The sequence below is a fragment of the Staphylococcus sp. GDX8P80P genome (assembly GCF_017893095.1).
Taxonomy (GTDB): Bacteria; Bacillota; Bacilli; order Staphylococcales; family Staphylococcaceae; genus Staphylococcus; species Staphylococcus borealis.
In genome coordinates, this window is sequence record NZ_JAESMI010000022.1 from 1 (window position 1) to 14183 (window position 14183).

Annotated in this window: 13 protein-coding genes; 11 read left to right on the forward strand and 2 right to left on the reverse strand. The window is 33.6% G+C overall.

What is annotated here, in order from left to right:
* Positions 1-131: 131 nt before the first annotated feature.
* Complete coding sequence (locus KA858_RS03070) at positions 132-320, reverse strand: 2-hydroxymuconate tautomerase (protein ID WP_053030962.1); 189 nt, start codon at positions 318-320, stop codon at positions 132-134.
* A 152-nt stretch (positions 321-472) separates the two neighbouring features.
* Between KA858_RS03070 and KA858_RS03075 the strand changes: the two genes are divergently transcribed.
* Positions 473-1735: a Y-family DNA polymerase gene (locus KA858_RS03075; RefSeq protein ID WP_210134986.1), complete on the forward strand. Its 1263-nt coding sequence runs from the start codon at positions 473-475 to the stop codon at positions 1733-1735.
* Between the two features lie 213 nt (positions 1736-1948).
* On the opposite strand, the gene KA858_RS03080 is transcribed toward KA858_RS03075, so the two are convergent.
* The gene (locus KA858_RS03080) at positions 1949-3040 is read right to left on the reverse strand and encodes a prephenate dehydrogenase (protein ID WP_210134987.1); all 1092 of its coding nucleotides are present in this window, start codon (positions 3038-3040) and stop codon (positions 1949-1951) included.
* Between the two features lie 152 nt (positions 3041-3192).
* Between KA858_RS03080 and KA858_RS03085 the strand changes: the two genes are divergently transcribed.
* From KA858_RS03085 to KA858_RS03130, 10 genes are all read left to right on the forward strand, one after another.
* Complete coding sequence (locus KA858_RS03085; protein ID WP_210134988.1) at positions 3193-4230, forward strand: M42 family metallopeptidase; 1038 nt, start codon at positions 3193-3195, stop codon at positions 4228-4230.
* A gap of 501 nt (positions 4231-4731) precedes the next feature.
* On the forward strand, positions 4732-6141 hold the full coding sequence (locus tag KA858_RS03090; protein ID WP_210134989.1) for an anthranilate synthase component I: 1410 nt from the start codon (positions 4732-4734) through the stop codon (positions 6139-6141).
* Positions 6138-6737, forward strand: a complete 600-nt coding sequence (locus tag KA858_RS03095) for an anthranilate synthase component II (RefSeq protein WP_210134990.1) — start codon at positions 6138-6140, stop codon at positions 6735-6737. The genes KA858_RS03090 and KA858_RS03095 overlap by 4 nt, the downstream gene beginning before the upstream one ends.
* The gene (gene trpD, locus KA858_RS03100) at positions 6712-7728 is read left to right on the forward strand and encodes an anthranilate phosphoribosyltransferase (protein ID WP_210134991.1); all 1017 of its coding nucleotides are present in this window, start codon (positions 6712-6714) and stop codon (positions 7726-7728) included. Before KA858_RS03095 ends, trpD begins: the two co-directional genes overlap by 26 nt.
* Positions 7712-8494: an indole-3-glycerol phosphate synthase TrpC gene (trpC, locus tag KA858_RS03105; protein WP_210134992.1), complete on the forward strand. Its 783-nt coding sequence runs from the start codon at positions 7712-7714 to the stop codon at positions 8492-8494. Before trpD ends, trpC begins: the two co-directional genes overlap by 17 nt.
* Positions 8491-9126, forward strand: a complete 636-nt coding sequence (locus KA858_RS03110; protein ID WP_210134993.1) for a phosphoribosylanthranilate isomerase — start codon at positions 8491-8493, stop codon at positions 9124-9126. Before trpC ends, KA858_RS03110 begins: the two co-directional genes overlap by 4 nt.
* Entirely contained in the window at positions 9119-10330 is a 1212-nt protein-coding gene (gene trpB / locus KA858_RS03115) for a tryptophan synthase subunit beta (RefSeq protein ID WP_210134994.1), read from the forward strand. Before KA858_RS03110 ends, trpB begins: the two co-directional genes overlap by 8 nt.
* Positions 10323-11054 (forward strand): tryptophan synthase subunit alpha, encoded by a 732-nt coding sequence (gene trpA / locus KA858_RS03120; protein WP_210134995.1) that lies wholly within the window; start codon positions 10323-10325, stop codon positions 11052-11054. The genes trpB and trpA overlap by 8 nt, the downstream gene beginning before the upstream one ends.
* Positions 11055-11421: 367 nt before the next feature.
* The gene (locus KA858_RS03125; RefSeq protein WP_210134996.1) at positions 11422-12684 is read left to right on the forward strand and encodes an aminoacyltransferase; all 1263 of its coding nucleotides are present in this window, start codon (positions 11422-11424) and stop codon (positions 12682-12684) included.
* A 17-nt stretch (positions 12685-12701) separates the two neighbouring features.
* Complete coding sequence (locus KA858_RS03130) at positions 12702-13967, forward strand: aminoacyltransferase (protein WP_210134997.1); 1266 nt, start codon at positions 12702-12704, stop codon at positions 13965-13967.
* Positions 13968-14183 lie beyond the last annotated feature (216 nt).

Consider the following 14183-nt stretch of genomic DNA (forward strand, 5'->3'; position numbering starts at 1 on the left):
ATATGAATTCAACGAAAGTGTTTTTATATAATTCCCACTAATTGGGGTCAGCCCAAAAAGCACACTTGCTAAGTCTGCTTTTTTACTAGCAATTAAATACCATAATATTATTATGTAAACTTATCTACGTTTTATTCAGCGTCTGATTTTCTAACGCCTGCAACGCCATAATGATTTTTTTGCATTTCTTCAATGACAACATGAATAGCTTCTCTATTAGCTCCAGTTGTTTTTTCAACGGCATTTGTTACTTCAGTAACTAAATTTTTTAATTGTTCATCAGAACGTCCTTCTAATAATTTAACATTGATGATTGGCATTTTATTTCCTCCTTGAAATAGTAATTTCATCCATAGTATAGCATGTTTTAAGATACGACTCCAAAATAATTTTAAGAACACTCGTTCTTATTTTTGTTGAAATAGAACAAGTGTTCGTATATAATAGGAATTGGATAAGGGAGGTATCTGGCATGTATGATTATAATTTGTTGGAGGATAGAGATATTCTGTGTATTGATCAAAAGAGTTTTTTTGCTAGTGTTTCATGCATCGACAAAGGGTTGGACCCACTAGAAACAAAATTGGCAGTAGTTGCAGACACTAAAAGACAAGGTTCAGTTGTTTTAGCAGCTACACCTAAACTAAAAGAAATTGGTATTAAAACAGGATCTAGGCTATTTGAAATACCACATCGGAATGACATTTATATTATTAATCCTAGCATGAGAAAATATTTAGAAGTTTCAATTGAAATTTCTAAAATTGCACTTAAATATGTACCAGGAGAAGACTTGCATCAATATAGCATCGATGAATTTTTTTTAGATGTAACTAATAGTTATCATCGATTTAACTCTACTGTTCAGTCATTTGCAGAGCGATTACAAAAAGAGATAGAAGATAAAACAGGGATATATTGCACAATAGGCATAGGCTCAAATATGTTATTAAGTAAGGTGGCAATGGATATCGAAGCGAAGCATACAGCCAATGGTATTACAGAATGGAGATATTATGATGTCCCCCAAAAGTTGTGGAAAATTTCGCCACTAAGGGAATTTTGGGGCATTAATAAAAAAACAGAAGCAAAACTTAACAAGAAAGGGATTGTAACGGTAGGCGATTTAGCACAGTATCCGTATAAATATCTCAAAAGAGATTTTGGTGTAATAGGGGTGGATATGCATTTACACGCAAACGGTATTGATCAAAGTAAATTGAGAGAGAAATATAATGTTACTAATCCTTCTATATGCAAAAGCCAAATTTTGATGAGAGATTACCGATTTGAAGAGTCGAAAGTAGTCATGCAAGAACTAATTGAAGATGTTGCTAGTAGAATAAGAGCACGTAAGCAATTGGCAAGAACCATTCACTTTTCATTTGGCTATACGGAAGGTGGCGGCGTACATAAGCAATATACATTAACGGATGAGACAAACTTGGAGCGAGATATTTATAAGGTAGTAAATTATTATGCGAATCAATTATGTGATAAACACGCGCTGTATCGGACATTGAGTGTATCATTGACACAACTTATTAATGAAGAAGACCGTCAACTCAATTTGTTTATTGATGAGTATGAAAGAAGACGAGATGAGAAATTAGCCAAAACTATTGATTATTTACAAAATAAATATGGGAAGGGCATTATATCTAAAGCGATATCTTATACTGATGCTGGAACAAAGCATGGACGATTAGGTTTAATGGCAGGGCATAAAATGTAAATAATGTCCTCCTAACAATGATGGTATCAAGATGAAAACTGGGCATTCCAATTGCCAACTTGCTTTGCTCGTGGTATATCTTTGTGAAGTTTTCTTTACTCAGGGCTCGATGTCCAATTTTGCATCGTTTGTATCATTTCTGCATTGGGATCCAATCATCGGTGTCTTGAGCTACTAATATTTTAGGAGCGTCATCAAGTTAGGAGGATATACTTATAAAATATATGTTTCAAAATCATGCAATGCCTGAATACCACGTTCGCGATCTTCAGGAGTTTTAAAGCTAATTTGCAAAGCACCTAAAATATCTTCACGAACTTCGAGAATTTTTAAGTTACTTATAGAAATATTATGTAAACTTAAGATGGAAGTAACTTTGCTAATCATACCCGATTTATCTGGAATATCTACATAAAGATCATACGCAATACTTAGTGCACCTTGTTGCTTAACTGGGAGCTGGTCTCTGAACTTTTTAGCACTTGAGAAGAAATCATGAATCTCATCAATGTGATTTGAGCGAATATGCGTGGAAATTGAATCTATCTGTTGTTGTAACATATCCAATAGGTGAAGTATGTTCTCTTGGTTACTAAATGTAATGTCACGCCACATATCTGCATTACTACTAGCAATACGTGTAACATCTCTAAAACCACCAGCAGCTAATTGAGTTATCAAAGCATGATGATTTGAGTTTGATTCGCTTAAATGAACTAAACTTGATGCAATAATATGAGGTATGTGACTGACGACACCAGTAACGTAATCATGTTCTTGAGCAGAGGTTGTTATAAATTTTGCAGATGTCGTTGATAATAATGATTGTAATTTTTGGGATGTTTCAGCATTGCGTGCATCATTATAAACAAGGATGTAGTAAGCATTCTCAAATAAGTGTTTTTTAGCGTTAAGAACACCTGATTTATGACTTCCAGCCATTGGATGGCCACCAATAAGATGAATATCATTGCTTAACAGAAATGCTTCGTAGCTTTGAATATTAGCTTTCGTACTGCCAGTATCAGTTACAATCAAATGAGGTTGTGTTTGATAATTGGGTAATTCTTTTAAATACACTTCAGTTTGTTGTACAGGCGTAGCATAAATAATAACGTCTGCTTTTTTAACACCTTCACTATAATCTTCAACTTTTTCGTCAATTATTCCAATCGACAAAGCTTTTTCTAGTTGATTTTTATCTGCATCAAAAGCAGATATGGTTAAGTTAGGCTGGTAATATTTTAAGTTGCTGGCTAAACTTCCACCAATCAAACCAAGACCTACAAATAAAATATGTTGCATATTGAATCACCTTATTTCGAAATTTTCAGAATATGTACATTGTAAGGTACAGGCTATAGATAAACAATAGTAAAATAAATGAATTAATAGTGATAGTATTATAAATACGATAAAATGTTACCAACAAATAATTTAACTAGGGGGAGATAATGATGACTCAAAAGGTATTGAAAACAATAAAAGAACTCACAGAAATCAATAGCCCATCTGGTAATGCGACAGAGGCAATCAATTATGTTAAGAATAGAGTTGAATCACTAGGTTATGACACAAAGATAACAAATAAAGGCGCTTTAATTATCGAAGTTCAAGGAGAAAACCAAGCGCAACAAAGATGTATTACTGCTCATGTAGATACATTAGGAGCAATGGTTAAAGACATTAAAGAGGATGGCCGATTGGCTATAAGCTTAATAGGTGGATTTACATACAATGCTATTGAGGGAGAATATTGTGAGATTCAAACTGAATCGGGACAAACATATACTGGAACGATATGTATGCATGAAACAAGTGTGCACGTTTACAGAAATAACCATGAAATACCAAGAGATAGTGAACATATGGAAATCCGTATCGATGAAAAAACGACATCTGATCAAGAGACAAGAGATTTAGGAATTGAAGTGGGAGACTTTGTCAGTTTTGATCCTAGAACTGAGATTACCTCATCAGGATTTATCAAATCAAGACATTTAGATGATAAAGCGAGTGTGGCAATGATACTAGAATTGCTAGAGAAACTTAAGCAAGAAAAAACGCAATTACCACATACAACTCAATTTTACATTTCCAATAACGAAGAAATTGGTTATGGTGCGAATGCTTCTATATCGGATAAGATAGTAGAATTTATTGCACTTGATATGGGCGCATTAGGTGATGGCCAGTCATCAGATGAATACACCGTATCAATTTGTGCTAAAGATGGATCTGGTCCATATCATAAAGAATTAAAATCACATCTAATAAATTTATGTAAAATAAACGATATACCATATAAAGTGGATATTTATCCATATTATAGTTCAGATGCGTCAGCAGCCTTAAAAGCTGGTGCTGATATTCGTCATGGTCTATTTGGTGCTGGTATCGAATCATCTCATGCACTAGAGAGAACACATGTAGAATCTATTGAAGCAACGCAAAATCTTCTTTATGCATACTGTTTATCACCTATAAATTTATAATTGATTGTTGACAAACAAAATAGATTTTTGTATTATACTGAATTATAAGAAATATCACACAATTCTATGAATGAAGTAGATGATATGGTTTGTAGCAAATAGAAAGCCAATGGGTGATGCAAATTGGCACAACGTATTTATCGAATTGGGTCTGGAATTCTAAAGTTTAATAATTGATGAGTGAACAAATTATTGTTAATTAAGGTGGCACCACGGTAACGCGTCCTTATAAAGTAAGCGCGTATGCTGTGGTGTTTTTTATATTCAATTTAATAGCATAAATGAAGTAGTGATAAGTATGGTAGTGACAGAAAGTTGATGGGTGATGTAAATCAACACCGCTTAATATGAAATTGGGTTTATGCTAGTAAAACAAATTAATATCAATGAGTGAATGTTCAATATTCCGAATAATCGGAATATTGCGTTAATTAAGGTGGTACCGCGCGTCAGCGTCCTTTAGATAAGGAGGCTGACTTTTTTTATGAAAGGAATGAGAAAATGGATTTTTATTATGAAGTATTAAGAGCGCATATAACGCCCGAAGTTTTAGGGCAGTTAAACGAACGAAAAATTATACTCGAAAGTACGAGTCAACAACAATTGAAAGGTAGATACTCTATCGTAGCATTTGAGCCCTATGGCACTGTCAAATTAAATAATAATGCATTGATAATTGAAACTTTAAAAGGAACTCAAACAATAACTTCCGAGCCATACAATTATTTGAAATCATTCATCAATCAGTTTGATTGTGACATTGATGATGAAACATTAAAACAATTGCCATTTATTTCAGGTTTTATCGGAACGTGTAGTTTTGATTTAGTGCGACATGAATTTCCAATTTTACAACGCATCGCTATTGAAAGTAATAAAACAACACACGACGCAACGCTTTATATGATAGAAGATGTCTTTGTATTTGATCATTATAAAGATGAGTTATACGTCATTGCGTCAAATCAATTTTCAAAAGTAAGTAAAACTGAATTAAAAACTAGGGTAGCTCGTAACGTTCAGTCATTATCACACATTCAAGTTTATCAAGAAGATATTAAAAAACGACCTAAGCGATCAAATATAAAAGCAAATATTTCTGATGAACAATTCATTCAGATCATCCAAGAAATGAAACGACGGATTACTGAAGGAGATATGTTTCAAGTTGTACCTTCTAGAATATATAGTTATGAGCATCATTTCAAAGAGGATAAGAACCAATTAAGTTATCAGCTTTATCAAAATTTAAAACGGAAAAACCCTAGCCCATATATGTATTACATCAACATGGACCGAGAGATTATAGTTGGGAGTTCACCAGAAAGTTTTGTCGCAGTTCATAACGGTGAGGTGACAACGAATCCCATTGCTGGAACGATTCAACGTGGTACAACGCCAGAAAAGGATGAGCGTAATGCTAATCAATTAATCACAGATGAGAAAGAGCGAAGTGAACATAGTATGCTTGTAGATTTAGGTAGAAACGACATTCATAGAGTGAGTATCACCGGAACTTCTGAAATATCTAAACTTATGGTAATTGAAAAATATGAACATGTCATGCATATCGTCAGTGAAGTGAAAGGCAAAATTAAAAAGGGGTTATCTCCGATGACTATTATTGCAAGTCTTTTACCAACTGGAACCGTTTCTGGTGCGCCTAAACTAAGAGCAATACAACGTATATATGAAGCATATCCATATAAGAGAGGCGTCTATAGTGGTGGCGTTGGTTATATCAATTGTAACCAAAATTTAGATTTTGCATTGGCAATACGGACCATGCTCATTGATGACAATACGGTTAATGTTGAGGCAGGCTGCGGGGTGGTATACGATTCTGTACCTGAAAAGGAGCTTGAAGAAACGCGACTTAAAGCCAAAAGTTTACTGGAGGTAACACCATGATACTAATTATAGATAATTATGATTCATTTACGTATAACTTAGTTGATATTGTTAGTCAAATTGATGATGTATGTATTAAATATCCAAATGATAAAGATGTGTTGAATTATTTAGATCAAATTGATGGTGTGATTATTTCTCCAGGTCCTGGCCACCCATTAGATGGGGATGAATTGATGACAATTATTGATAACTATCATTCATTACCTATTCTAGGGGTATGTTTAGGCGCTCAAGCACTTACTTGCTATTACGGTGGCAAAGTTGTTCAAGGAGAAAAAGTGATGCACGGCAAAGTGGACACACTTGAAATTCAAAATCAGTCGCCACTCTATTTGTCGATACCACATCAAATTAAAATAATGAGATATCACTCCCTTGTCAGTGACATAGCGTCTTTTCCAAAGAATTTAATTATTACTGGGCGGACGAAAGATGCAATACAATCCTTTGAAGATAAGGAACATCTACATTTCGGAATTCAATATCATCCCGAATCATTCGCCACTGAGTTTGGCGCACAAATCATTAAGAATTTCATTCATATTGTAAAAGAAAGGGGGCATCTGAATGGCGCTAATAAAACATATAAATAAACATACTACTATAACCCAATCAGAGGCAACGCAATTGATAATGTATCTAACGAATCCGCAAGTTGATATTGAAGAAAAAGTCGATGTACTAACGCGTTTTACTAAAAAAGAAATTAAACAAGAAGAATTAACTTATATTGCCAATGGATTAATTCAAACTATGTATCCTAAACAACCCACATATGAAGGTAGTATTTGTGTGTGTGGAACAGGAGGGGATAAATCAAATAGTTTTAATATTTCAACGACGGTATCGTTTGTCGTCGCGAGCGCAGGTGTTCCGGTTATCAAACATGGAAATAGAAGCATCACATCGCATTCAGGAAGCACAGACTTATTAAAAGAATTAGACATAAGGACGACGAAAGTATTAGATGTAACATTACAAATCGAAAGGCAAGGATTGGCATTTATTAATGCGATGGAATCTTATCCCATTATGAAACATATTCAACCTGTTAGAAAAATGATTCCAATGCCGACTATTTTTAATATAATTGGGCCACTTATCAATCCATTTAAATTAACTTATCAAGTCATGGGCGTATACGACCCAAGTCGGTTGCACATGATAACGCAAACGCTTAGAGATTTAGGGCGTCGAAGAGCAATCGTAATACATGGAGCCAACGGTATGGATGAAGCTACATTATCTGGAGACAATGAAATTTATGAGCTAAATGAAAAGGGTAATATAACGCATTATTATATTAATGCTAAAGAATATGGATTAAAGGCTGCTGATAACACAGCATTACAAGGTGGTAGTCCAATTGAAAACAAACAAATTACGTTGGACATTTTAAGTGGTCGTGACACATCTTGTAGAAGAGATGTTGTTGTACTGAATGCAGCCCTTGCATTATATGTATCAGAAAAAGTAGCTACAATCGCTTCCGGAATAGATCTCGCACAACATTTAATTGATAGTGGTCGTGCGATGAAACAATTTTTACAAATTAGAGGTGATAGTTGTGACAATATTAAATGACATAGTGGCATATAAAAAGCATTTATTAAACGATGGTTATTACCATCAGAAATTGCAAACATTAAAAGCGACAAAACATAGTCGTAAAGCACGTTTAACCGATGCATTAAGTAGAAACGAAAATTTGGTATTAATCGCCGAGATCAAATCTAAGAGTCCGTCCATTAAGGCATTTCAACAAAAAGATGTAGTTCAACAAATAAATGATTATGAAAGATATGGCGCAGATGCCATTTCTATCCTTACTGATGAACAATATTTTGGTGGTAGTTTTGAAAGATTACAAGCTTTATCGGCAAAGACGCAATTGCCGGTGTTGTGCAAAGATTTTATCATTGATCCGCTTCAAATTGATGTTGCTAAACAAGCGGGTGCATCAATTATTTTACTCATTGTGAATATTCTTACTGATGAAAAGTTAAAACAACTTTATCATTATGCGACGTCTAAGGGATTAGAAGTGTTAGTTGAAGTACATGATGATAATGAGTTACAACGGGCACATGAGTTAGAACCGCAAATCATTGGTGTAAATAATCGAGATTTAAAATCCTTTAACACCGATGTTGAACATACGAATCATATACTTGAGTATAAAAAGGAAAACTATTTTTATATATCTGAAAGTGGTATTCAATCACAACAAGATGTCAAACAAATCATAAATAGTGGTATTGACGGCTTATTAGTGGGTGGTGCTTTAATGAATTGTAATCAGTTAGAACATTTTATACCATCACTTAAATTAAAAAAGGTGAAAGTATGATTTTAAAATTTTGTGGATTTAAAACAAAATCAGAAGTGTTAAAGTTGCCTACTCTGAATGTAAATATGGTGGGATTTGTACACTATCCTAAAAGCAAACGTCATTTAGAGATTGAACAAATTAATGCGTTAGCCCAGTTTGTCCCAGACGGTATAGATAAAGTAGTTGTAGTCGTTAATCCCACCTTCCAGCTTATAAAGCATATTTTAAAACAAACGCATATCAATGCGATTCAACTCCATGGGGAAGAAACGATAGCATTTATCAAGCGAATTAGGCTGAATTTTAAGAACATTAAGATAATTAAAGCGTTACCAGCTAGCCAGAATATCATAGATGAAATTGAACGATATCGTCCTTATGTAGACTTATTTATTATAGATACACCATCTAAGCATTATGGTGGGACTGGTTATTCATTTGATTGGACGATTTTAAAACGCATTAAGCAATCCGTTCCATTTTTAATCGCTGGAGGTATTGATGCTAACAAAATAAAACAAATTGAAACATTACATCTAAATCACGTAGGTTATGACATCTCAAGCGGAATCGAAACAAATGGCATGAAAGACAAAAATAAAATGTTAACTGTAATACAACAATTGAAGGGAGTACAAAAGAATGTTTAATATACAAACCGAAGCAGATGAACTAGGATTTTTCGGAGAATATGGTGGTCAATATGTTCCGGAAACACTAATGCCGGCAATTATTGAATTGAAGCAAGCATATGAGAAAGCAAAAAATGATCAATCATTTCAAGATGAATTATCGTACTATTTAAAAGAATATGTAGGTAGAGAAACACCGTTGACGTATGCAAAATCATACACGCAAGCACTGGGTGGCGCTCAAATATATTTAAAACGGGAAGATTTAAATCATACAGGTGCGCATAAAATAAATAATGCATTAGGTCAAGCATTATTGGCAAAGCGAATGGGCAAAAATAAATTGGTTGCTGAGACAGGAGCTGGTCAGCACGGGGTAGCAAGTGCCACAGTTGCTGCATTGTTTGATATGGAGTTAATCGTATTTATGGGTAGAGAAGATATTAAACGCCAACAGCTCAATGTATTTCGAATGGAATTATTAGGTGCCAAAGTTGAAGCAGTTGATGATGGTCAAGGAACACTCTCGGATGCGGTTAATAAGGCATTACAATATTGGGTGAGTCATGTTGAGGATACACACTATTTACTCGGTTCAGCATTAGGACCTGATCCATTTCCCACAATGGTTAGAGATTTTCAAAGTGTAATTGGCCATGAAATAAAAAATCAAATACTTCAAAAAGCAGGACGATTACCTGATGCTGTGGTGGCTTGTATAGGTGGCGGTTCTAATGCTATAGGAACGTTTTATCCATTTATTCAAGATAACGTTAAGTTGTATGGTGTCGAAGCTGCTGGACAAGGATTTGATACAGATAAGCACGCGCTCGCAATTGGAAAAGGGCGACCTGGTGTACTTCATGGTTCAAAAATGTACTTAATTCAAGATGACCACGGACAAGTAGAATTAGCACACTCAATATCGGCTGGTTTAGATTATCCAGGTATTGGACCAGAACATTCATATTATCACGACATTGGACGTGTTAAATACGAACATGCTAGTGATACCGAGGCTATGGAGGCACTTATCCGCTTCAGTAAAATGGAAGGTATTATACCAGCCATTGAAAGTGCACATGCACTGAGTTATGTCGAAAAATTAGCACCAAAAATGAATAAAGATGAGATTTTAGTTGTGACGATTTCAGGTCGCGGTGATAAAGACATGGAGACAATTCGACATTATATGAAGACAAGAGGTGACTCACATGACTAAGCTTTTTATTCCATACATTGTGGGAAATAAATCATTTATTAAGAATATGAAAATCTTAGATGAAAACGGTGCTAATATCGTTGAAATCGGTGTGCCGTTCTCAGATCCAGTTGCGGATGGTCCTATCATTATGGAAGCAGGTAACCACGCGATCAAAGAAGGGGTAACAATAGATTATATTTTTAATGAACTATTTAATCATAAAGATGAAATCAATTGTAAATATGTACTAATGACGTATTACAACATTATTGTTTCTTATGGCGAAGAGGCTTTCTTTAAACAATGCGCAAATGTGGGTGTTTATGGTGTGATTATTCCTGATTTGCCACACGAATTAACTCAAAAATTGAAAGCTAAAATAGCTAAGGTGAATGTTAAGCTCATATCACTTGTAGCAATGACTGCAGATGATGAACGTATTAATAAAATTGTTAAACAGGCAGAAGGATTTATCTATACGGTAACAATGAATGCTACAACGGGTGAAAATGGAACATTTCATCCACAATTGAAAGATAAATTAAAACTGCTTAAAGCACATACAGATATACCAGTTGTTGCAGGGTTTGGAATCAGAACAATTGAACATGTCAAAGATATTGCTGATGTAGCAGACGGTGTAGTTATTGGTAGTGAAATCGTTAAACGTTTGAGTCAAGATGATAATGTGGATACGATTCACTTTTTGAAACAAGTAAGAGAGACGTTAGATATGCTTTAGATAAAAAGTGTCCCTTGGTAGTGGTAATACAAATTTGAATCATTATTATACAATAGCCACACCTGATTATTGTTGCAAAACAAACTGGGAGCGGACGACGAATTTTAAAAGAATTCTGTTCCGCTTCCAGTTTTTATTTACTACTTTAATTAGATGATATCGTTTAGGTAGGATCACAACATTTATTTTATAAAATATTTCAATCTCATAAATGGTTTGTATTTTAGTTTTGTTAATTTCTATTGTATACTAAATGAAACTGGATATATAAATTTTTGGTTGAAGATAAAGATATTATTCAAAATTATAATTTAAATTTTGAACTAAAAAAATAGATAAAGATTCTTTGAAGTAGGAGCAATAAATAATGAAGTTTACAAATTTAACAGCTGCAGAATTTGGCAATTATACAGATAATATGCCATATAGTCATTTCACCCAAATGACTGAAAACTATGAGATGAAAGTTGCAAATAAAACAGAAACTCACTTAGTTGGTATCAAAAATAAAGATAATAAGGTCATTGCAGCTTGCATGTTAACAGCAGTACCAGTCATGAAATTTTTTAAGTACTTTTATAGTAACCGTGGACCAGTAATTGATTATGATAACAAAGAGCTTGTCCACTTTTTCTTTAATGAATTAACAAAGTATTTAAAACAACATCATTGTCTCTTTGTTCGTGTTGATCCTTATTTACCATATCAATACTTGAATCATGACGGTGACATAACAGGTAATGCTGGCAATGATTGGTTCTTCGATAAGATGAAGCATCTAAGATTTGAACATGAAGGATTTACTAAAGGCTTTGACCCGATTAAACAAATTCGTTACCATTCTGTTCTAGATTTAAAAAACAAAACAGCTAAAGATGTATTAAACGGTATGGATAGTCTTCGTAAACGTAATACAAAAAAAGTTCAAAAAAATGGTGTGAAAGTTAAGTTCTTATCAGAAGAAGAACTTCCAATCTTCCGTTCATTTATGGAAGATACTACCGAAACGAAAGAGTTCCAAGATAGAGACGATAGTTTCTATTATAATCGATATAGACATTTTAAGGATCGCGTGCTCGTTCCATTAGCTTATATTAAATTTGATGAGTATTTAGAAGAACTTCAGAATGAACGTGAAACGTTAAATAAAGATGTAAATAAAGCGATTAAAGATATTGAAAAACGCCCAGATAATAAAAAGGCGTTAAATAAAAAGGAAAACCTTGAAAAACAACTTGATGCTAATCAACAAAAAATAGATGAGGCAAAAACATTACAAGCTGAACACGGTAATGAACTGCCAATATCTGCTGGTTTCTTCTTTATCAATCCATTCGAAGTTGTATACTATGCTGGAGGAACTTCTAATAAGTATAGACATTTTGCGGGAAGTTATGCTGTTCAATGGACAATGATTAATTATGCGATTGATCACGGCATTGATAGATACAATTTTTATGGCATCAGTGGTGACTTCAGTGAAGATGCTGAAGATGTTGGTGTTATTAAATTTAAAAAAGGCTTCAATGCAGATGTAATTGAGTATGTTGGGGACTTTATGAAACCGATTAACAAACCTATGTATTCAGTATATAAGACACTCAAAAAGATGAAAAATAGATTTAATTAAGAGGGGAATAGACGAATATGAAATTTACAGAGTTAACAGTTAAAGAATTCGAAAACTTTGTACAAAACCCATCATTAGAAAGCCATTACTTCCAAATGAAAGAAAATATTCAAACACGTGAAAATGATGGCTTTGAAGTAGTGTTACTTGGTGTTAAAGACGAAGGCAATAAAGTGCTTGCAGCTAGCCTTTTCTCAAAAATACCAACTATGGGAAGTTATGTATATTACTCAAATCGCGGTCCAGTTATGGATTACTCAGATCTAGGTTTAGTTGATTTTTATTTACGTGAATTAGAAAAATATTTACATCAACATCAATGCCTATACGTTAAAATTGATCCATATTGGATTTATCAAATTTATGATAAAGATATTAATCCACTTGAAGATAGAGAGAAAAATGATGCGGTAGTCAACTTATTTAAATCTCATGGTTATGAGCACCATGGATTTACTACTAAATATGACACATCAAGTCAAGCGCGTTGGATGGGGGTTAACTACCTAAAAGGAGAAACACCTGCATCATTGAGAAAGCAATTTGATAGCCAACGAAAAAGAAATATCAATAAAGCGATAAACTACGGGGTAAAAGTAAGATTTCTAAGTAGAGATGAATTTCATATATTCCTAGATTTATATCGTGAAACAGAAGCGCGAACAGGTTTCGTATCTAAGACGGATGAATACTTCTATAACTTCTTTGATACTTATGGAGATAAAGTGCTTGTTCCACTTGCATACATTGATTTAGATGAATACATAAAATCATTGCAAGACGCGTTAACTGACAAAGAGAGCCGTCGTGATCAAATGATGGCAAAAGAAAATAAAAATGATAAACAACTTAGAAAAATTGCTGAATTAGATAAGCAAATTGAACACGATAAAAAAGAACTCTTAAATGCAAGCGAATTACGTCAAACAGATGGCCAAATCTTGAATTTAGCATCAGGTATTTTCTTCGCAAATGCATATGAAGTGAATTACTTCTCTGGAGGCTCATCTGAAAAATATAATAATTATATGGGACCATATATGATGCATTGGCATATGATGAACTATTGTTTCGAACATGGTTATGATCGCTATAATTTCTACGGTTTATCAGGCGATTTCACAGAGAATAGTGAAGATTATGGTGTTTATCGCTTTAAACGAGGATTTAATGTATATATCGAAGAGTTAATTGGGGATTTCTATAAACCTATTAATAAGTTTAAATATTGGTTGTTTAATACACTTAATACAATTCGCAAGAAAATAAAAAAAATAAATTAATGTTAATAAAGGCTGCGACATTCAACATGTCACAGCCTTTATTTATCGTAACGAGTGATAGAGACAAGTTACAATACAGTGTAGGTAAATTCTAAGTTGATTTTCATGTTGCCCCTACAATTTAATATTACCACAGGTTTGGTTTTTAGCAATAATATTACAAAATAAATTTATTTTAGTAAAATTAAAATGTATAAAAACTAATTCCTTATAGAA

Excerpts from the sequence above, each read along its gene's own strand:
- KA858_RS03080 (WP_210134987.1), bottom strand. The coding sequence starts at position 3,040 with ATGCAACATATTTTATTTGTAGGTCTTGGTTTGATTGGTGGAAGTTTA.
- KA858_RS03125 (WP_210134996.1), top strand. The coding sequence starts at position 11,422 with ATGAAGTTTACAAATTTAACAGCTGCAGAATTTGGCAATTATACAGAT.
- KA858_RS03095 (WP_210134990.1), top strand. The coding sequence starts at position 6,138 with ATGATACTAATTATAGATAATTATGATTCATTTACGTATAACTTAGTT.
- KA858_RS03075 (WP_210134986.1), top strand. The coding sequence starts at position 473 with ATGTATGATTATAATTTGTTGGAGGATAGAGATATTCTGTGTATTGAT.
- KA858_RS03090 (WP_210134989.1), top strand. The coding sequence starts at position 4,732 with ATGGATTTTTATTATGAAGTATTAAGAGCGCATATAACGCCCGAAGTT.
- trpD (WP_210134991.1), top strand. The coding sequence starts at position 6,712 with ATGGCGCTAATAAAACATATAAATAAACATACTACTATAACCCAATCA.
- KA858_RS03070 (WP_053030962.1), bottom strand. The coding sequence starts at position 320 with ATGCCAATCATCAATGTTAAATTATTAGAAGGACGTTCTGATGAACAA.
- trpB (WP_210134994.1), top strand. The coding sequence starts at position 9,119 with ATGTTTAATATACAAACCGAAGCAGATGAACTAGGATTTTTCGGAGAA.
- KA858_RS03130 (WP_210134997.1), top strand. The coding sequence starts at position 12,702 with ATGAAATTTACAGAGTTAACAGTTAAAGAATTCGAAAACTTTGTACAA.
- trpA (WP_210134995.1), top strand. The coding sequence starts at position 10,323 with ATGACTAAGCTTTTTATTCCATACATTGTGGGAAATAAATCATTTATT.
- KA858_RS03110 (WP_210134993.1), top strand. The coding sequence starts at position 8,491 with ATGATTTTAAAATTTTGTGGATTTAAAACAAAATCAGAAGTGTTAAAG.
- KA858_RS03085 (WP_210134988.1), top strand. The coding sequence starts at position 3,193 with ATGACTCAAAAGGTATTGAAAACAATAAAAGAACTCACAGAAATCAAT.